The sequence below is a fragment of the Streptomyces sp. S07_1.15 genome (assembly GCF_020739505.1).
Classification (GTDB): Bacteria; Actinomycetota; Actinomycetes; order Streptomycetales; family Streptomycetaceae; genus Streptomyces; species Streptomyces xinghaiensis.
This window is the reverse complement of sequence record NZ_JAJBZK010000001.1, coordinates 4,657,650-4,676,791: the sequence shown is the minus strand read 5'-3', so window position 1 is coordinate 4,676,791 and position 19,142 is coordinate 4,657,650. Positions and strand designations below refer to the sequence as shown.

Here is a 19,142-nt window from a genome sequence, read left to right as displayed (position 1 = left end):
GCCCACGGCCCCGCCCGAGCCCGCGGCCCCGCCCGAGCCGGCACCGTCCGCCCCGTCCCAGCAGGGCACGCCGCCACCGCCGGCCGGCCCCCCGGCCGTCCCGCCGCCGTCCCCGGCCCCGTAACGGCCGGGCCCCGCAACGGCCCGTGCCCAGGGCACGGCAGGGATCCCCCGGCGCGGGCACTTGTCCGGCACCGGCACGCGGGCATCGGTCACGGCACCTCACGCGTCTTCGTTCACAACGTCGCACGGACTGTCCAGCCCGTCGTGCGCGATCTCGCGGCGGCCGTGGTCACGGCTGCCTAGGCGTACGCGATGATGCGCTCCACCTCCTCGAACTGTGCGGCGCCGATGCGGCCGTCCTCCAGGGAGAGCAGCCAGGGCAGCAGTTCGGGTGTGGCGTGCAGTTCGTTGTAGAAGCCGAGCCGCAGATCGGCGAGCTGCCACTCGAACAGCCAGTCGTCGAGGGTGTCGTGGAGGTGCCGGTCGGCCGCCTCGGTGCGCGTCCGGGCCCAGACGTCCAGCCACGGCGCCGTCGTACCGGTGCAGACCGCGATCGTTTCCAGCGGTCCGGTGACCGGCTCGACGCCGGGGTACGTGCTCAGGGCCGACCGCCACCAGGCGTGCCAGACCTCTTCCAGCGCGTCGCGCTCGGCCGCGGTCCAGTCGCGCCAGCCGGCTGTGAGCAGCCGGGAGGCGATCAGCCCGTGGTCGACGTGCAGTCGGCCGGTGACGAGCAGGCGCACGATCCGGGGCGTCATGCGGCGGTAGACGGTGACGAAGTCACTCCAGTGGGACGGAACCTCGGACGCGACGGACGAGATCATCTCCTCCGGCACCAGATGCGCGGGCCGGCCGAGCGCTTCGAGCCAGGCGGGCGGATAGCAGTAGGTGCAGCCTTCCACGGTGAACGGCTGCGACGTGAGCGGTGTGAAGGCGGCGTCCAGCGCATCGAGGGCGGCCGCGAGTCGCTGTTTTCGCTGATGTGCCTGCGGGTCGGTCATGGGGTGCCTGCCGGGCGGTACTTCATCCGGGGTCGCCGGAGAAGAGAGCGACGCTACCAGCGGCGCCCGGCCGGCGGACCGCCGGGGCGGGCGCCGACGGGGCGCCAGAACAGGCGCCGGGCCGGGCGCCGAGTCGGACCGGGGGCCGGGTGCCGGGCCGGAACACCGCAGGGCTCTTGCCGTACGGCGGTCCGTTCATTACCGTCGCGTAACACACCGACTTACCCCTGGTAACCCTCACGGCGATCACCGCCCTCGCACCCCCTGCCCTCACACACCCGCACCCCCCGCACCCCCGGCCGACCTTCGGAGGACGACCATGCCCCCAGCCACGCCCCGGCGCCGCCCGCGCTCCCGCCGCCTGCTGTCCCTGAGCGCCGCCGCCATGACCGTCCTCGCCCTGACCGGCGGCGCCACGGCCGCGGGCGCGGCCGAACAGGCCGATTCCACAGGGCAGTCGGCGCGCTCCGCCGCCCCGCGCGACGTCATGCTCGTCGGCAACGGCCAGGGCGGAACGGTCAGCTTCATCGACCCCAGGACGTTCGAGAACCTCGGGTCGTTCAACACCGTCCCCGATCTCGACCAGCGCATCCGCGAGATGGACCCGATCGAGCGGATCGGCTACGAGACCGTCAACAGCATCCAGGGCTACCGCAAGCTCGTCGATGACATGGCCATGTCTCCCGACGGCCGCACGCTCTACGTCTCGCGGGGAGTCCTCAGCGACGCCGTCGCCTTCGACATCGCCAGCGGCACCATGCTCTGGCGGTACGAGACCGAGGGCTTCAAGGCCGACCACGCGGCCCTCTCGGAGGACGGCAGCAAGTTCATCGTCTCGGCCACCACGGCCGACAAGGCGGAGGTCATCAACACCGCCACCGGCAAGCTGCACACCGAGTTCGCCACCGGCACGTACCCGCACGCCAACGACTACTCGCCGGACGGCTCGATCCTCTACAACTCCAGCATCGGCATCACCTCCATGCCCAAGGGCCTCAACGGCCTCAAGGGCAAGCGCCAGGTCGTGGCCGTGGACGCCGACACCTTCAAGCCGCTGCGGACCTACGACTTCGAGTACGGCATCCGCCCGGCCGTCTTCACCGCCGACAACAAGACCATGTACGCCCAGCTCTCGTACCTCAACGGCTTCGTCGAGTACGACCTCGACCGGGGCGAGATCAAGCGCACCGTCGAGATGCCCTTCAGCGACAAGGCCGCGAAGATGCGCGCCGACGACTACCCGCAGAACTCCGCCCACCACGGCATGGCCATGAACGCGGCCGAGAGCAAGCTCTGCATGGCCGGCACCATCGACGACTACGTGGCGATCGTCTCCCGCCCCGGCCTGGAGACCGACGGCTATGTCCACTACGACACCGACGCCCTGCCGTACTGGACGGCCACCAGCCCGGACGGCAAGCACTGCTTCGTCTCGCTCTCCAACAAGAACGAGGTGTCGGTCGTCGACTACGCCACCGCCAAGGAGGTGGCCCGCATCCCCACCGGCCACTTCCCGCAGCGGGAGCGCCCGGGCAAGCTGACAGCGGAGGCGCTGGAGGCACTGGACCCGTCGGGCGGCTGACGCGACGCACGCACAACCGATCCATGACGGGCGGCGGTTGACCCGCTCGCCCGCACCGACTCGACGGGCGCCGGTGCCGCGCGGTGGCGTCCTCACCGCGCGGCACCGGCACGCCGCGCCGTGACGGCGCCCCCGCTCCAACGACGGCCCACAGCCGACGGCTTGTGTGGGACAGAACGGGCGGGCTACCCCGGCTCCCCCTGCCGGGCCGCCCACTCCGCACGGCCGAGCTCGTACCGCACCTCCCCGTACTCGGCGCCCTCGATGTACTCCGGCCACTCCTGGTGGAAGGTGCGGACGTACACGAGCCCGGCTTTCTCCATCGCCCGCCGCGAGCCCTGGTTGACGGCCATGGTCTCCGCGAAGAGCCGCTCGACGCCGAGCTCGGTGAACGCCTTGCGCACCAGGGCGCGGGCGCCCTCGGTGGCGTACCCGCGCCCCCAGACGTCCTGGCGCAGCCGGTAGCCGAGCTCGCACTCGCGCCCGCCGCCGTCCACGGGCCGCAGTTCGAACCAGCCCACGAACCGCCGCCCGGCCGCCTTCTCCTCGGCGGCCCAGTAGCCGAGCCGGCCGCCGTACTCCGCGTCGAGGCGGAGCATGCGCGGCAGCGTCTCGTCCCGGATGACGTGCGGGGGCGTGGGGACACCGCCGGTGAGGAAGCGCATGACCTCGGGATCGGCGTCGAGGGCGACGAGATGCCCCTCGTCGCCCGCGCCGAACCGCCGCAGCACGAGCCGCTCGGTCTCCAGGAACGTCACCTCTGGCACCTCTGTCACCTCTGGCACCTCTGGCATCTCTGTCACCTCTGCCCGCCTCCCGTCGCCCAGACGCCGGAACCCATCACGGCCGGAGATCCCCGGAAAAGGGGGCAACGAGCGGGTGCGACCGCAGGTCCGTCGTCACCACGACCCGCCGCCCCCGCCGCCGTCGCCGCCGCCCACGCCGCCGGAGTCGCCACCGCCGCTGTAGCCGTCGGACGGACCGGAGCCACCGGAGCCGCCGGTGGAGCCGGGAGAGCCGGCGGCGCCCACCGCGGCCGGCAGGTACATCGCGAGCTGCCAGCGGTGGTGGTCGTCGGGGAAGGGCGGGCGGGACGAGGCCGAATGGGCGCCGGCCGCCGCCCGCTCGGCCGCCGCGAGCCAGGACTCGGTCTCGCCGAGGGCGACCGCCCACGCGGTGAGCACGTCCGCGTCACGTCCGTCCCAGTGGTCGAGCCCGGCCAGATGGCGGCGGTAGGCCTCGGTCCGGCACCACAGCTCGCTGCCGCGTGCGGTGCGCGCCCGCAGCTCCCAGGCGCGCAGCACGGCCGCCAGCCCCGCGCCGGCGAGTGCCGCGCCGACCGTCACCGGCCTACGCCACGCGGCGCCCTCGGCCGTGACGTCACCCGACGCGACAGCGAGGACGATCGTTCCTGCGGCCAGGGCCGAGGCCCCGCCCACCAGGGCGGCCAGGCGCAGTTGCTCCCCGCCCTTCACCCACAGGCCGTCTCCGCCCGAGCGGCGCCAGGCACGCAGGCCGCGGCTCAGCATCGTCCAGGCTTCGGAGAACTGCTTGCTGTACTTGCCCAGCTTCACGTTCGGGTTCCTGGCGAACAGGGCGGCCAGCACCTGTCGCGTCAACTCGTCTGCCCCGCGCGGCTGTTGCTCCACCCTGCGGAGGACGGGACGCTGGAGTCCCGTGATCCGCAGCTGCCCGTCCAGCCCCGCGCCCAGCAGCCAGGCGACACGATGCCGCTTGCGCACGCGGTCCGTCAGCAGGATGCCTCCCTGAGCGGGGCCGAGACCGTCCGGCGGCACGGAAGAGGGCTGGACGGTCCGGGCCAGACGGCCGATGTCCACCCGCCGCACGCGGCCGTCGGCCCCCCGAACGCCCTCGCGGCCGGCCAGCCGCAGCAGCTCCGCGACCGCGAGGGCCGCCGCGAGAGCGGCGCCGGTGGCCCACAGCCACCCGGCCGCCACGCCGTCTCCGCGCTCCGCGGCGGGTGCCGCACCCGCGGGCGCCGGGGGAAGTGCGCCGCTGCCGGACGCGCCGGTGTCCGTGAACAGCTGCCCGTACAGGGTCAGGCCCTGGCCCGCGTCGAGGCCGCTGTGCGCCGCGTCCAGCCGGCCGGGGGCGGGCTGCTCCAGCCTCTCGCAGTCGTCGTCCGACCGGAACCGCCCCGCCACGCAGACCGTGCTGTTCACGGTGCGCGGGGCGGCCAGATGGACCTCGGCCCGCCCGACCGGCACGTTCCACTCGGCGCCGACGGCGTCCCACGCGAGGGTCTCTTCGGTTCCGAGATGAGGCAGGGTGTACTCGATCCGGAAGCGGTGCGTTCCGGTGAGCATCGCCTCGGGGTCGCCGATCACGATGTCCGCGCGGCGCCCCTCCTTGACCCGGAACGGCACCGTCTCGCCGTCCATGGTGACGGCGACGTCGGTCATGTCGCCGGGTTCGTCCTGCGGCACCGTCCGATAGATGCCGTGCCGCTCCTCGTCCGCGAAGTCGTAGTCGATGACTTCCGTGATCCGGGCCGATCCGTCCGGGCCCATCACCGCCCCGACCCACATGCGCCCGATCCGCTCCCCGGTGCCGCCGAGCACCGCACCCAGCAGACCCACGCACCCGATCAGCACCACGCCGACGACAAGCAGAACGCCGTCCATCCGTCTGCGCCGTGCCACTGGTCCCACCATCATCAGGGCCCCCCTCCGAATCCCCGCCCCCACCAGCAACTGCCGGCAGGGCAGAGGCTATCGGCACGCGCCAACGCCCGGCTCCGCCCTCCCGCCGCACTCCGCCGCGCACCACGGCGTCTTGTCGCGATCCCCGGTCCGGCCGCCCCGGCTCAGGCCCCTCGGGGCACGGAGCCGCTTGCCGAACACCTCCGGGAATGCGCCCCGCCCCCGGCGCCCGCCCGCCCGTCGGGTCACCTTCCCGGCACACCCTCCCTCTCCCGCCCGCGGCCCCGCCCTCGGTCCCGTGAGCGGAGCAGCCAGGCGCGTTCGGCGGCCGACCACGTGGTCGTCGTGACGAGGTACAGCCCGGCGGCCAAGGGCACCACGGCCGCCGTGATCAGCGTGCCGAAGGAGAGCAGCGGCAGCACCTTCGCCATCCCGGCCATCGCAGACATGCCCGGCATCCCGGCGCCGGCTCCGGCCTCCGCCGCGGCGGCGTCCGGCGCGCCCGCCGCCATGGCCCGGCGGGCGCGGAGGTACGTCCAGGTGGCCACGGCGGCGATCAGCGTGAACAGCCCGGCGTAGACGATGCCTTGCGCGCCGAGGGGGCCGCCGTCGCGGAGGGCGTCGGCCCAGTGGCCGCCGAGCGGTGCGGCGAACAGCCGGTCGCCCAGCAGTTCGTTGGCGCGCCCGCCGATCTCGGAGGCGGAGAAGAGCCGGTACATCACGAAGAAGACGGGGAGCTGGAGCAGCATCGGCAGGCAGCCGGCCAGCGGTGAGGTGCCCTCGCGGGCGTAGAGCTCGGCCGTCGCCCGCTGCAGCCGCTCCGGGTCGCGGCCGTGCTTCCGGCGCAGTTCGGCGACGTGCGGCGCGAGCCGGGCCCGCGCCTTCTCGCCGCGGACGGCGGCGCGGGTCAGCGGGTGCAGGGCGAGCCGTACGCCCAGGGTGAAGAGGATGATCGCGGCGGCGGTGGCCGATGAAGCGAAGAGGGGTTCGAGGACGCTCGCGAGCTGCGAGACGAGTGCTGCGAAGACGGACATGGGTGAGCCCTCCCGGGTCTCGTCGTGCCGAGGGAATGGGTGTCGGCGTGACGAGCCGTGCAAGCGGACCACCGCCCCGCATGGCCCTGTTGGGGGGCGTGGCGGGTGTGGCGGCGGCTGCCTAGCCGGCCGTCGGGAGGAGACGGCCGGGCGCCCTGGGCCGCGGGCGGCCGGAGGCGTCGGGATCGCGCTGGGGCAGGAAGGCGGTACGGCGCTCGCGGTCGCGGAGCGCGGTCCGTACCCGGGTGGGCGGTACGGGACGGGCACAGCGGGCGGCGAGGACGGCGCAGACGAGCAGGGCCGCACCGGCCGCCGCGGTGGCGGTGGCGGTCGCGGCGAAGGAGACGGCACCGGCGAGGGCGCCTTCGGCGAGGCCGCCGGGCGCGAGCAGCAGCCCGGAGAGCCCGGAGAGGAGGACGAGCAGCACGCTGAGGTGCGTGCGCGTGGCAGCCCTGAGGCCCATAGCGCCGCTCCTCCTCCCGCTGCCCGATCGGCGACTGCCGACCGCCGACCGCCGGGGTGACCGCCCCGGCACTGTGATGCTAACCCGCAACCGGCGCGAAGAAGCGGGTGGATGGCGAGTGCCAACAGACGGGCGCCACCCGGAACCGGACGGAAGCACCGCAACGGCAAGGCCCTGCATCACCGTCGCACCGTCGCCGCCGCGACACCGCCACTGTCGCCTCGGCCACCCGGAACCACGGCGGTACGGCGTGAGGGCCGCGCCCGTCAGCGGGCCAGCGGGTCAGCGGGCCGGCGGGCCAGCCGATCAACGGGTCAGCGGGTCAGCGCGAACCCGGCGAGCAAGACGCCGACCACGCTGACCGCGAGGAAGGCGAGGTGCGCGCGCGGGGCCTTGAGATGGTCCGTGGCCTCACCCCTGCGCCACCGCTCGTACACCTCTTTGAACAGTTTCCGTTGGGGGAGCAGGCCGAGCGTCAGGCCGATATGGGCGCACGAGTACATGACGAGTGCCCCGGTCAGGTCGATGCCCTGCGCCCGGCAGACGACGATCAGGCCCGCGCCGCCGACGACCATGGTCACCGGGTAGGCGATGCGGAACTGCCGCAGGGGGATCCAGCTACCCAGGAGGCAACTGGACAGGACGGTGGACGCCGCGGCCAGCAGCCACAGCCATCCCATGGGTACGGACGCGAGCATGGGGTGCCCTTCTGTGCCGGGGCCGGGGACCGGCCCGGTGAGCCGGTCCCGCACGGCCCGGGTCAGCAACCGGCGGCCGTCCGTTGCTCATCGGAAAAGAATGCCAGCGTACCGGCGGTGCGCGAGAGGACATCGCCGCCGAACCGCGTGACCCGCTCGGCAACGGGCAACACCACCACCCGACCCCGCGCTGTGACTCAGATCACACAACTGCCCGTCGTATGGATGACCCAGCTCCCGCGTATCCCTGACGCAGGACCAAACAGCACAAGCGTCAACAAACAGCAGGAGTCGGGACATGAACCTCACCAGCACACGATCCGCCCTGGCCGGCATCGCCGCCACCACGACCGCGATCGCGGCCCTGACCCTCGGCGCCGTCCAGGCCACGGCGGCCCCGGCGTCGGAGTCGCGGGCCGGCGCCTCCCAGGAGGCGGACACGGCCCAGGTGCCCGGCTGGGTGCTTCGCGGCAAGTACTGGCAGTACGGCAACTGCGTGCTGGCGGGCAACGAGGGCGTCCAGCGCGGCCACTGGGACCAGTTCCAGTGCGCCAGCGGCACCCTCCAGTGGGTCCTCTGGACCAACCGCTGAACCCTGCGGCGGGCCCGGCCAACCGCCGCAGCACCGTCCGGCTGATCGCGGACCCGTCACGCAGCGCGGGGGGCCGCATGAAGGGAACCCCGCGATCAGCCGGACCAACCACCGCACCACCCACGGGAACCGGGACGGGCCCAGGCCCACAGACGGTCGGGGCGACCCGGCCCTGACGACGCCTCTCCCGAGACCGGCCCGCGGCCGGGCGCCCACCGCCACCAGGGCCCCGCCGCGGGCCCCGCCGTGAGCCGAGGGGCGAGGGACGAGGGGCGAGGGACGAGGGGCGAGGGACGAGGGGCGAGGGACGAGGGGCGAGCACACCGCACCCACACCACTCACGGCCGGACGTCGCTCAATCCGGCAGCCCCGGCATCTCCCGCGCACCGCCCAGGGTCGCCCGCCTCGCGGCCAGTGCCGGGATGGCCGCGATCTTCTCCGGCGGAAGCCGGTCCCACAGCAGACCAGCAGGCCGGTGCGGTGCGGAACAGGAGATGACGTCATCGGGCGTGACGATGAGATCCACACCGGCGTCGTGATCACCGGCAGGAATTGGCCCGTCCACGACCTGGAGGGCATGCACCGTGGTCACGACGACCGTCTCGCCGGTGATGAGCCCGGCCTCGGTCAGCAGGGCGAACTCAAGATCGGAGTAGCCCGCGCCCTTCCCGATCCGCACACCCTCCCGGTTCACCGCGACGCTGCCGAGAACTACGAGATCGACCGGCCGCATCTCGTCCACCTCGACCGTAGGCGCCACGGCCGCGGCTGTACGACTGGCCGCCGCCTCGACCGGCGGGACGGACAGCCGAGTCGGGTCGAGCAGATAGAAGGGCCGGGGCGTGGCCAGCTTCGGCACGGCCATGTACACCGTTCTGCCCTCGGCGAGCGCCCTGGCCCGTACCGGCAACTGGGCTTTGTCCGGTACGGCTTTGACGACGCGGGCGGCACGCCACTGCGGCAGCGAGGCCAGCCGGACGGCGGCCTGCTCCGCCCCCTTGAAGTCCGGGATGCGGCCGTGCACGGAGGCATCGTGCACGGCGCCCGCCGAGGTGAGGTCGTCCCACACCTGCCGCCGAACCCGCTGCTTCGCGTGGTCCTGTTCACCGGGCACTTGATCACTCCGTCCCGCGTCACTTCACTGCATCAGCCTGTATTTCCCGAACCTCCGGCTTCCGGTGGGTCGCAGTTCACGGACGGCTCCAAACACGATGCTGAGCCCTTCCCCGCCCCGGGTGCAGCACGTGCCCGCGGACAAGGTCGTCTGGTTCGAAGTCGAACCGGAAGGATGCACGACCGGCCTTGAACGGCTCTCTACCTTGGTCCGCGCCACAGTGTCCCTGGCACAACCGCGGGCAGGGGAACCGCGGAGGCCAAACCCCCGGATCGTTGTGCTCACTCACGAGAACGATCAGCTTCCCCGGCACCTCCTGCGCTCAGGCTGATCACCACCCTGCACGCTGTCGGCGGGTACTGCTAGAACGGTGGCCGGACTTCACGACGCGGGGAGAAACGTGATCCACCAGGCGGCCCATGACATTCCGCCCATTGCCGGGCTCTACGAGAAGCTCATCACCACGCGGCTGGAACGGCGCATCGGTGAGTTGGCCGCGCAGGGCTGGAAACCATTGGCGGGCGCGGTCGGTGAGGCATCCACCCCTCACGTCCTCTCCCGGCACATCGGGGAGACGGTCAGGCGGATCCTGCAAGGGCTCACCCCGGCCGAGCAGGTGGCGGCAGCCAATCACGTCCTGGAATCCCTCAGCACCATCGAAGGCGCACAGGAATGGGTGCAGCTCGTAGCCGACGGACCTCGCCAACTCCTGGCGTTGTCCGAGCAGGAGACGCCCGACGCCTACTCGCTCCGTCCGGCCACGCCCCTCTCCGAAACGGCTTTGCTCACCAACGCTCCAGAGGACCCGAGTGTCGGTTTCGAGCTGCGGGCCGAGCTGGCCACCGCCGACCGCGTGGACTTGCTGTGCGCCTTCGTGAAGTGGCACGGCCTCCGCGTCCTTGAAGAGTCGCTCCAGGCCGCACGGCACCGGGGCGTCCCGATACGCGTGATCACGACGACGTATCTCGGCGCGACCGAGCGCCGCGCCCTCGACCGGCTGGTGCAGGATTTCGGCGCGCAAGTGAAGGTCAACTACGAGCTGCGCTCCACACGCCTGCACGCCAAGGCTTGGCTGTTCCGCCGCAACAGCGGCTACGACACCGCCTACGTCGGCAGCTCCAACTTGTCCCGGGCCGCTCTCCTCGACGGCCTGGAGTGGAATGTACGACTCTCGTCCGTCGCCACCCCCGCCGTGCTCCACAAGTTCGAGGCGACCTTCGACTCGTACTGGAACGAGAGCTCCTTCGAGTCCTACGACCCGGCGGAGGACAGCGATCGGCTGGATGCCGCCCTGCAGCAGGCCGGCGGCAGCACGACCGCCACTCCACGTGGCCGGATCACGCTCTCCGGCCTCGAAGTGCGCCCGTACCCGCACCAACGGGACATGCTGGAGCGCTTGGAAGTCGAGCGCGAGGTCCACGACCGGCACCGCAATCTCCTGGTGGCAGCCACTGGAACCGGTAAGACGGTGATGGCCGCTTTGGACTACAAGCACCTGCGATACCAGCACGGCAGAGACCTTCGACTGCTCTTCGTAGCGCATCGCAAGGAAATCCTGCAGCAATCGCTCCGCGCCTATCAGGACGTGCTCGTCGACGCCAACTTCGGCGAGTCCTTGCACAGTGGAGAGATTCCACAGAAATGGGACCACGTCTTCGCCAGCGTACAATCGCTCAACGCCCGCTCCCTCGACCGGCTGCCACCCGGCCATTTCGATGTAGTGGTCATCGACGAATTCCACCACGGCACCTCACCGACCTACCGCAAGATCCTCGACCACTTCCATCCCATGGAACTACTCGGCCTCACGGCGACCCCCGAGCGCATGGACGGCCGTAATATCCAGGACGAGTTCTTCGACGGCCGCATCGCCGCCGAGATGCGTTTGTGGGAGGCTCTGGAAAACGATCTCCTCAGTCCCTTCCACTACTTCGGGATCACGGACAGCACGGACCTGAGTGCCGTGGCGTGGAAGCGCGGCTCCTACGACACAGCAGCCCTGGACCGTGTCCTCACGGGCAACACCGCACGCGCCCTGCTGGTCCTCAAGGCGGTCAGAGACAAGATTGCCGAGCCTCGGACCATGCGGGCCCTCGGTTTTTGCGTCTCCGTGGCCCATGCCCACTTCATGGCGGAAGCCTTCCGCGGGGCTGGCCTACGGGCAGCCGCACTCTCCGGGGAGACGCCCGCAGAGGAGCGGAAGACGGCTCTGGACGCGCTCAGGTCGGGGGAGCTCCAGGTCATCTTCTCCGTCGATCTCTTCAACGAAGGGCTCGACATCCCGGATGTGGACACTCTGCTTCTGCTGCGCCCGACGTCCAGCGCCACGGTCTTCCTCCAGCAACTGGGCCGAGGGCTGCGCCGCAGTGAGGGCAAGGCCGTGCTGACGGTTCTCGACTTCATCGGCCAGCACCGCAAGGAGTTCCGCTTCGAGAACCAGTTCCACGCGCTGACGAACCTCACCCGGAACCGGCTCCTCGACCACATCGAGCACGATTTCCCCCAACTCCCCTCCGGCTGCCAGATCATCCTTGAGCGCAAGGCCAAGGAAGAGATCATCAAGAACATCAGCAGCCAATTGGGGATCAACGTCACCCAACTCGCACGCGAGGTCGCGGACTACGCCAGGCCACAACTCCGTGACTACCTGGCAGAGAGCGGCCGGGACATCCAGCAGCTCTACAAGGGAAACGGCAACTCATGGACCGGCCTCCTCCGCCGAGCACACCTGCTCACCGACACACCACCCGACGGCGAAGCCGCCCTGCTGAAGCGCGTCCCAGCCTTCCTGCACGTCGATGACCCGATTCGCTCCCGGGCCTACTCGGCACTGCTGGAGGACGACCCACTCCCGTATGACCAGTTGGACGAGCAGACCCAGGCGTATGCCCGCATGCTCTACTTCTCGATCTGGCCCCTCGGTGGGCACGACGACTACCAGGCGGGTTTCGACATCCTGAGGAACCAGCACGCCTTCCGCAGCGAAGTGCGGCAGGTCCTGGCCCACGCTCTCGACCAGGCGGACCATGTGCCGATTCCGCTTCTGAGCGAGCAGGCAGGACTGCCGCTGAGCGTCCACTCCTCGTACAGCCGGGAGGAGATTCTGCCCGCACTGGGTCAGTCCTTCATCGGAGGTACCATGCCGGGACACTTCCGGGAGGGCGTGCGGTGGTGCGAGAACATCCGGACCGACGCCCTCCTGATCACCCTGGAGAAGGACGAGAAGGACTTCTCTCCGCAGACCCGATACAAGGACTACGCCAGAAGCGAGTTCTTGTTCCACTGGGAGTCGCAGAACACGACCTCCGAGACCTCGCCTACGGGCCTCCGCTACCAGAACCACCAACGGCAAGGTTCTCAGGTGCTGCTATTCGTCCGCCGCTACAAGAAGACGGACATCAACGGGCCTCAGCCCTGGATGCTGCTGGGACCCGCCGAGTACGTGGAACACCGGGGAAGCAAGCCCATGGGCGTCATCTGGAAACTCCGCCACCCACTGCCCGCCGACGTCTGGTCGTACTCCGCGGTGGCCGTCTCATGAGGCCGGGCACCTATGACTACGGAGGCAGGGTCCAAGTTGAGCAGGATGCACCAGGGCAGTGCCTTGCCCCGCTCATCGTGGAAGCATGTGCCCATGGCTTTGATCAACGAATTTGAGTCACGACCCTCTGACGCCCAGAGCGTGCACGGGCCTGTGAGCTGCGGCTACCGGGTGTTCACCATAGAGGGGCAGCGCATCCTGCAGTTGGACACCTATGGATCTCCCGAGCGGAAGATCCAGGGCAAGACCAGCCAGAGCATTCAGCTGGATGCCAAATCAGCCCAAGACTTGATCAACATTCTCAAGGAATCGTTTCCCAACCTCGACAGCTGACGGTCCTGTTGGAGGACAGGCGCGGTGAACAGTCGCCATAGCCAAGTCGGCATCCGGGCTCGTCCGGACTGCACCCTGAGCTGTGGGTCTCTCACCTCAAGTGGAACGGTGCACCGCAGCGTAGGACGGCCCGGGCAAGAGGACGCCGCTGCCCATCTGCGGCTGCAGATCTGCGGACACATCGGCACGCGCCGGGCACCGAGGCGCGCTGATTACGTATCAGTTTCTCGTGTGGTGACGAGATACGCCACACCGGCTTCATGAGCCGCCGGCCCGTCTCGACGCTCGTCTCGGACTTCAGCGTGCCCGCATTCCCCCGACGGCCAGTCGGCCTCGTCCGTTTCGGTCCAGGAGGCCGCCAGACGTTCGACAATGCTCATTCCATCGCCGCCTCGTGCTGCACAGCAGTGCAGGAGGTCTGACATGAGGGCGAAGGCGAGTTCCTCCATCAGCGGCAGACTGCGCGGCGGGGAGGAGAAGGAGACACGGACGCCGGCCGCGTCGCAGTAGCTCTGCAACGCGGCCGTGGCGCGGTCAACCCGGCTGCGGTCGTACGCGGGCACGAGTACGAATTCGCACCAGACCACCTTGCCGGCAGAAGTGAGCACCGCGGCACAGTCGGACGCCATCGCGGCGATCAGATGCAGTCCGCGGCCGCACTCGCTGTCGCAGTCCGCGTCCCTCAGCACTGGCAGTTCGCGACTCTCGTCGTGCACTTCGACGCGTACCCGGTCGGGGAGCTGCTCAAGGATGAGCGTCGCCGCCGATCCTGCTCCGACGTGTTTGATGACGTTGGTGACCAGCTCGGTGACAGTCAGCTGAATTTCCTCAGCCAGCGCCGGCAGATCCCACTGCGCAAGCTGTTCTCTGACCAGCGATCGCAGTTTTTGCAGCTGAGTCGCCTCAGCCGCAAACACGATGACAGACCGAGTGCGGGTCTCCGCGGCCCCGAGTTCCAGCATGCTTCTCCCTCCCGGGCGCTGCGGCTGTCAACAGACACATCGCCCTGGGTCACGTCCCCGTGCTGACGCAGAGAGAATGACAGTGAGAACTCTCTTCATGTAACTTCTCACGAACTTCCCACCCGCACGAGTGAACGCGGTGGATGCCGGTCGCCGGGTCCCATAGCCTGCTCAGCGTCCACGAGCGATGAAGCAGCCAAGCTCCCCGGGAGACAACCGTTGGCAGCCAAAGCCACCACACGCCGCCGTCAGCTCGGCGCCATGATGCGAAAGCTGCGGGCACGCAACGGCATGACGCTGGAGGAGGCAGGCCGGCTGGTCGGGGTGTCCAAGGCGACCATCAGCCGCTACGAGACTCAGCAGGGTCCGGTCAAGTGGCTTGTGGTGGAAGCGCTCTGCCGGGAGTACGGCGCCAGTGACGCGGAGCGGCAAGCGGTCGTCGCACTGGCCAAGGAAGCAAAGCAGCAGAACTGGTGGCACTCCTTCGCCGACTACCTTCCAGAGAGCGCCAGTCTTCTCCTGACACTCGAAGACGAGGCGGTACGCGAAGACCACTTCGCCAGTGTCTACGTCCCCGGGCTGCTCCAGACCCGGAGTTATGCCGAGGCCGTACAACACGCCTCAGAGATGCGGCGGCCTCCGGAAGAGATCGAGCAGCTTGTCAACCTCCGTATCAAGCGGCAGGCCATCCTGAGCAGACCGCATCCACCGCACCTGTGGGTCGTGCTGGACGAATCCGTCCTGCGCCGTGTCGTCGGCTCACGGGAAACCATGCGCGCGCAGCTCACAAGGCTGCTCGAAGCCAACGAAGCCCCGGGCGTCACACTGCAAGTCCTGCCGTTTGCCGGGGGTGCGCACTCCGCCGCCAAAGGCAGCTTCGTCATCCTGGGCGGACCGGAACCGTCCCTGGATGTCATCTACGTGGAGACCCATGTGGGGTCCCTCTTCATGGAGAAGGACGAAGAGCTGGACCACTACCGGCTTGCCTTCGACTACCTGCGCGCACAAGCATTGGACATGGCCGCGTCATCGGCCTTGATCGAAGAAGCCCGCAGGGAGATGTGATGCGCTCAGGACGCCAGCCCGCCATACCTGACGACGCCTGGTTCAAATCGTCATACAGCAGCGCAGGCCCCACAGAATGCGTTGAAGCCGCCCTGCTCGAGCGCGGCACAGCGGTGCGGGACTCCAAGTCGCCCGGTCGGCCAGGGCTATGGTTCGGACAGTCAGCGTGGAGCGCGTTCACGCGGGAGTTGCGTGAGGGCGCACTGGAGCCCTTCTGAAGCCGGTGGTTCCTGATGACGGGAGCCGTCTATGCGGAGTCACCGGACGACAGATGAGCCAGTACACGAGGGCGTACGACAACCTGCGGGCGATCGCGTCGAGCCCGCCGCGGTCGGTCCAGCTGATCAAGGCGATAGTGGAGGAGCACTCCCGATGAGCGGCATGTCTCACCCCGTACCGACGGGCGTCCAGTGGCACAAGAGCAGCTACAGCAACGGTTCCGGGGGCGAGTGCGTGGAGGTCGCCACCGCGCGTACGTCCATGCTGGTGCGCGACTCGAAGAACACGACCGGGCCCGTGCTCGCCGTGCCCCGCGGAGAGTGGGCCGCCTTCGTCTCCGCGGTGCGCCACGGAACGATGTGAACCGATCGGATCACGAGAACAGCAAGGACCCCGCATCATGCTGACCGGCGACGAGTTCGGCCGGCTCTTCCAGGAGTTTCAGCGAACCGCGTTCCGGCTGGAGACCCTGAGTGTCTACGACATCGAGGAGGAGCGCGACGAGTTCGCCGCGTTTCTCGCAGGAGAGCCCATGCCGCCCGAGTGGAGCGACAACCCGTGGGTCCGCTCCATGACGGATGTCGGTAAGTCCGTGTCCCGTGTGCACGTGCTGCGCTCACCGCTCACCGACTACCTGCGGTACGAGCTCTCGGCGTACCCCGGGAACATCGCCGCCGGGGAGGAGATCGGAATCATCGACCTGGCGCAGCGGACGGTGGACGGACTCCCGGAGCACGACTTCTGGCTGTTCGACGACGCCCGGGTCTATCGCATGCACTACACCCCGGCAGGCCGCTTCGTGGGCGCCGAGTTGCTGCCCGCTCACCGCCTTCCGGAGTACCGGCGCTATCGCGACATCGCCCGTGCGCACGCGGTGGCGTTCGCCGATTACCGGGGCCTGTCCGCGTGATCGTGCCCGGAGCCGAACCACCCGGCCGCCTCCAAGCCGTCGAGCTCTCGCACAGTCGGGCGGGCACCCGCAGCCGGACGGCCCCCTATCCGTCTGTTCTCGCTGTGCCGGAACTGGAGGCCCACGAAGCCGGAGCGCGATTTCCCGTTCCCGCAAGCTCTTCGGCTTAACCGCGGAGCATCGGCCTCGGGAATATCAACCGGGGCGCGGAGTCGTCCCGGGATGAGGGGATCGCTCGTGGCCATGCGGGTCACCAAGCTCGTCAGTACGTGCGAATTGAAGGACTGCCCAACGCTCTACGCCACGGATCGCGACACGCTTCTCGTCCAAGGGGAGACCCCGATCGGCCACGGTTTGGATTCCAGCGCATGAGACGCTGGTGGAGATTTCCATGGACCTCATCCGGAAGGCTGTCCGTGACAAGCTCATCCAGTGATTTCGGGGAGCTCTTCGACACCTTCCGGGAAGAGGCGTTCCGCCTCGAAACCCTGGCCACGTACAACATCCCTCGCAGCGAGAGGAACCTCAGGGCGTTCCTCGCCGGTGAAGCACAGCCGCCGGACTACAACGAGGAATGGCTGTCCGAGGTACGGCGTCACACCGGCGCCGGTAGGCGTGTCTACCGCGTCCACATCCTCAGCCGCCCGCTGACGGATTACCTCCGTTACGAACTGGCCTGGGGCTACACCAAGAACATGACGGCCGGCGAGGAGTTCTTCATCCTCGACACCACGGAACGGGCGAATCCTCTGGAGGGTGTCCCGGATTTCTGGTTCTTCGACTCCCGCGCGGCCGCCGTCATGCACTACGACGAGACGGGTACGTTCCTCGGTCCGGAGGTCGTCCCGGAAGACCGTGCGCCGGAATTCCTCCGGTACCGGGACACGGCCCTCGCCCATGCCGAACCCTTCTCGGACTGGTGGTCCAGACACCGATCGTGAACAAGGCACAACTGGGCACAGCGCTGGATGCCTTGTGGAAAGCCTCCTCCCCCTTGCGGGGTGCCGTCTTCTCGAAGGCGTGTGGCGGCAATACCCATCCGGACGGCGAGTCCTGTGTGACGCTCGCCAAGGTCGGTGAGAACGTGTGGGCCCTCGGTGACAGCAAGCGGCCGGAGGCCGAGCCGCTGCGGTTCACCACGGACGAGCTTCTGGCGGCCGGTATCGAGCCGGGGCGCTTCGGGCTCTCCGCGTAGCAGGTCCCGCACGGTCTCCTCGCCGTTCTCCACCGCCTGCGCCCGTCACGCTCGTTCCGCCCGTCGTTCGTTGGAGAGCCCCCCACGGGTTCCGTTCATACGGCGGCGTCGGTGCGGCGGGGCGGGCGCGGCCGAGGTCGGTGGGAGACCCCTCCGGAAAGCGAACTGCCGTGCACTTTCACGGATATCTGTGGGTCGGCGAGAAAGCCGAGTTCGACAAGGAGTCCCGGCGGCGGCTGCCCGTCGAGCCGTGGCCCGGCGCCGATCCCGACGCGAGCGCTCAGCGGGCCGCCCTGCACCGCACGCTGACGGACGAGTTCCTGTGTTCCCCTCTGCCGCCCATCGAAGTGGCGCTCTGGCTGCTGAAGCCGGCCCACCTGGTGGCCGGGTCCTGGGACGGGGCGGAGAGCGCGGCGGCCTGGCTCGGGGCGCGGCTGGAGGAGTACGCGCCGCGCTGCGAACCCCCGGTCGACGGGGGGACCGCCCCTCTGCGCGGGCTGGCCGGCCGGCTGACCGGGACGCTGCTGCGGGGCGGTGACGTGTCCCTCGGCTACTACCTCGGGCCGCCCGCCTTTCTGTCCCTGGCCGTCGTGGCCTGCTCGCCGAATCGCGCCGCCCCCAAGCTCCCGTGTCCGGAACGGGCGGGCGGGCGGGCCCCGTTGCGGGGCCACGGCCCGGGCTCCGGTCCGGCGGCGGCGCCGGCTGCCGCTCCGCCTTCCGGTGCGTCCCCTGCTCCGGGGACGTCTCCGGCCTCGTAGGCGGGCCCGTGCCCGTGCGGTGTCAGCCGCCCGCGTCCACGTCGTTGTTCGGGGCGCCGTCGCCCTCCGGCGGGAGGTCTCCTCGTTCGGGCTGCTGCCCGCCGCCGTCCGCGCCGCTGACCGCATCGCCGGTCTCCGGGAGTTGCGGCAGGAGGGCGTCCAGTTCCACGTCGTCCGCCGGGTGCGCGTCCTCGGCCGCTCGGCGCAGGATGTCGCGGCCGGCGCTCTCCCGGTCGGCGGTGAGCCGCACCACGTGACCGCCCTCCGGGCGGGCGTACTCGTGCGCGTCGCCCGAGGTGCGGTACCAGGCGTCGCCGTCCCGCTCGCACGTCACCTTCCCGCCGTCTCCGCCGCCGCCACCGGAGGCGAGCGGAGTCCGCTCGCAGTTCTCCTCGTCGAGCGTCCCCCGGTCCACGGACAGCTGGACCATGCCGCCGCCCGACGCGTCGACATACATCGCCGAGAAGCCGTCGCCGCCGTAGACGCCGACGGACTGCTGCGCGCGTTCGAAGCCCGGGACCTCGGCCACGTAGATCAGCTCGATCGCCGAGCCCATCCACCGTGCCCGCTTCTCCAGTTCGGCTCTGGGCGGCACGGGGCTGCCCGGTGATCCGGCGGTGGCGGGGGCGCCGGCCGCCGTGGGGGAATCGCCCTCCTCGCCCGCCGGGCGTTCCGTCCCGCAGCCGGTGAGGAGGACGGCGGCAGCGGTGAGAGCGGTGAGGGACGGCGGTAAGAGCGGTGTCCTGGTGGGGCGTTGGCGGAAGGTCATGGCTCCCATCCTTCCGCACGCCCCGGGGGGCCGGGGAGGCCGTCCCGGTCGGGTGACCGGCCAACGCGATCCTCGCTTCCGGCCGGGTCGATCCGTTGACCGTCCCGTCCGCCGGCGCCGGCAGCACGGTGGTCGTACGCGGCGCCGACACACGCCTTGTTCCTGCCTGTTCGAACCAGTACGGTCCCGAGAAGCAGGAGTGGGAGCGCTCCCACAAGACTCTTTCGTGCGGCCCACGCA

20 protein-coding genes and 1 pseudogene are annotated in these 19,142 nt (G+C 70.0%); 12 read left to right on the top strand and 9 right to left on the bottom strand.

The features are described 5' to 3' along the window. Positions 1-302 precede the first annotated feature (302 nt). Positions 303-1,004 carry a hypothetical protein gene (locus tag LIX60_RS20145; RefSeq protein WP_227959720.1) on the bottom strand — a complete coding sequence of 234 codons (702 nt, stop codon included), beginning with the start codon at positions 1,002-1,004 and terminating at the stop codon, positions 303-305. A 319-nt stretch (positions 1,005-1,323) separates the two neighbouring features. On the opposite strand from LIX60_RS20145, the gene LIX60_RS20140 reads away from it, so the two are divergent. Continuing rightward, on the top strand, positions 1,324-2,586 hold the full coding sequence (locus tag LIX60_RS20140) for a YncE family protein (RefSeq protein ID WP_227959719.1): 1,263 nt from the start codon (positions 1,324-1,326) through the stop codon (positions 2,584-2,586). Positions 2,587-2,771: 185 nt separating this feature from the next. Here LIX60_RS20140 and LIX60_RS20135 read toward each other — a convergent pair whose 3' ends face one another. The 5 genes from LIX60_RS20135 to LIX60_RS20115 all read right to left on the bottom strand — a co-directional run bounded on the left by LIX60_RS20135 (position 2,772) and on the right by LIX60_RS20115 (position 7,444). Then, the gene (locus LIX60_RS20135; protein WP_374117885.1) at positions 2,772-3,380 is read right to left on the bottom strand and encodes a GNAT family N-acetyltransferase; all 609 of its coding nucleotides are present in this window, start codon (positions 3,378-3,380) and stop codon (positions 2,772-2,774) included. Positions 3,381-3,485: 105 nt separating this feature from the next. After that, complete coding sequence (locus tag LIX60_RS20130) at positions 3,486-5,264, bottom strand: DUF2207 domain-containing protein (RefSeq protein WP_227959717.1); 1,779 nt, start codon at positions 5,262-5,264, stop codon at positions 3,486-3,488. Between the two features lie 230 nt (positions 5,265-5,494). Beyond that, positions 5,495-6,283 (bottom strand): membrane protein insertase YidC, encoded by a 789-nt coding sequence (locus LIX60_RS20125; protein WP_227959716.1) that lies wholly within the window; start codon positions 6,281-6,283, stop codon positions 5,495-5,497. A gap of 121 nt (positions 6,284-6,404) precedes the next feature. Continuing rightward, positions 6,405-6,746: a DUF6412 domain-containing protein gene (locus LIX60_RS20120; protein ID WP_227959715.1), complete on the bottom strand. Its 342-nt coding sequence runs from the start codon at positions 6,744-6,746 to the stop codon at positions 6,405-6,407. 314 nt (positions 6,747-7,060) lie between these two features. Next, positions 7,061-7,444 carry a hypothetical protein gene (locus tag LIX60_RS20115; protein ID WP_227959714.1) on the bottom strand — a complete coding sequence of 128 codons (384 nt, stop codon included), beginning with the start codon at positions 7,442-7,444 and terminating at the stop codon, positions 7,061-7,063. A gap of 298 nt (positions 7,445-7,742) precedes the next feature. Between LIX60_RS20115 and LIX60_RS20110 the strand changes: the two genes are divergently transcribed. After that, the gene (locus LIX60_RS20110; protein WP_227959713.1) at positions 7,743-8,036 is read left to right on the top strand and encodes a hypothetical protein; all 294 of its coding nucleotides are present in this window, start codon (positions 7,743-7,745) and stop codon (positions 8,034-8,036) included. A 355-nt stretch (positions 8,037-8,391) separates the two neighbouring features. On the opposite strand, the gene LIX60_RS20105 is transcribed toward LIX60_RS20110, so the two are convergent. Beyond that, entirely contained in the window at positions 8,392-9,150 is a 759-nt protein-coding gene (locus LIX60_RS20105; protein ID WP_227959712.1) for a 5-formyltetrahydrofolate cyclo-ligase, read from the bottom strand. A 403-nt stretch (positions 9,151-9,553) separates the two neighbouring features. Between LIX60_RS20105 and LIX60_RS20100 the strand changes: the two genes are divergently transcribed. Next, positions 9,554-12,691 (top strand): DUF3427 domain-containing protein, encoded by a 3,138-nt coding sequence (locus LIX60_RS20100; RefSeq protein WP_308102077.1) that lies wholly within the window; start codon positions 9,554-9,556, stop codon positions 12,689-12,691. 93 nt (positions 12,692-12,784) lie between these two features. After that, entirely contained in the window at positions 12,785-13,024 is a 240-nt protein-coding gene (locus LIX60_RS20095; protein ID WP_227959711.1) for a hypothetical protein, read from the top strand. 212 nt (positions 13,025-13,236) lie between these two features. Here LIX60_RS20095 and LIX60_RS20090 read toward each other — a convergent pair whose 3' ends face one another. After that, positions 13,237-13,986 carry an ATP-binding protein gene (locus tag LIX60_RS20090; RefSeq protein WP_227959710.1) on the bottom strand — a complete coding sequence of 250 codons (750 nt, stop codon included), beginning with the start codon at positions 13,984-13,986 and terminating at the stop codon, positions 13,237-13,239. 261 nt (positions 13,987-14,247) lie between these two features. Between LIX60_RS20090 and LIX60_RS20085 the strand changes: the two genes are divergently transcribed. From LIX60_RS20085 to LIX60_RS20050, 8 genes and pseudogenes are all read left to right on the top strand, one after another. After that, complete coding sequence (locus LIX60_RS20085; protein ID WP_374117985.1) at positions 14,248-15,051, top strand: helix-turn-helix domain-containing protein; 804 nt, start codon at positions 14,248-14,250, stop codon at positions 15,049-15,051. After that, positions 15,051-15,269 (top strand): DUF397 domain-containing protein, encoded by a 219-nt coding sequence (locus LIX60_RS20080; RefSeq protein WP_227959708.1) that lies wholly within the window; start codon positions 15,051-15,053, stop codon positions 15,267-15,269. The genes LIX60_RS20085 and LIX60_RS20080 overlap by 1 nt, the downstream gene beginning before the upstream one ends. 154 nt (positions 15,270-15,423) lie before the next feature. After that, on the top strand, positions 15,424-15,633 hold the full coding sequence (locus LIX60_RS20075; protein WP_227959707.1) for a DUF397 domain-containing protein: 210 nt from the start codon (positions 15,424-15,426) through the stop codon (positions 15,631-15,633). Between the two features lie 37 nt (positions 15,634-15,670). Further along, on the top strand, positions 15,671-16,180 hold the full coding sequence (locus LIX60_RS20070) for a DUF6879 family protein (RefSeq protein WP_227959706.1): 510 nt from the start codon (positions 15,671-15,673) through the stop codon (positions 16,178-16,180). Positions 16,181-16,423: 243 nt separating this feature from the next. After that, a pseudogene (locus LIX60_RS20065) lies at positions 16,424-16,616 on the top strand (hypothetical protein). After that, positions 16,597-17,121, top strand: coding sequence for a DUF6879 family protein (locus LIX60_RS20060; protein ID WP_227959705.1), 525 nt, complete (start codon positions 16,597-16,599; stop codon positions 17,119-17,121). Before LIX60_RS20065 ends, LIX60_RS20060 begins: the two are co-directional and overlap by 20 nt. Then, positions 17,118-17,375, top strand: coding sequence for a DUF397 domain-containing protein (locus LIX60_RS20055; RefSeq protein ID WP_374117884.1), 258 nt, complete (start codon positions 17,118-17,120; stop codon positions 17,373-17,375). The genes LIX60_RS20060 and LIX60_RS20055 overlap by 4 nt, the downstream gene beginning before the upstream one ends. Before the next feature lie 170 nt (positions 17,376-17,545). Continuing rightward, complete coding sequence (locus tag LIX60_RS20050; protein ID WP_227959704.1) at positions 17,546-18,133, top strand: hypothetical protein; 588 nt, start codon at positions 17,546-17,548, stop codon at positions 18,131-18,133. A 22-nt stretch (positions 18,134-18,155) separates the two neighbouring features. On the opposite strand, the gene LIX60_RS20045 is transcribed toward LIX60_RS20050, so the two are convergent. Continuing rightward, positions 18,156-18,902 (bottom strand): hypothetical protein, encoded by a 747-nt coding sequence (locus LIX60_RS20045; protein ID WP_227959703.1) that lies wholly within the window; start codon positions 18,900-18,902, stop codon positions 18,156-18,158. Positions 18,903-19,142 lie beyond the last annotated feature (240 nt).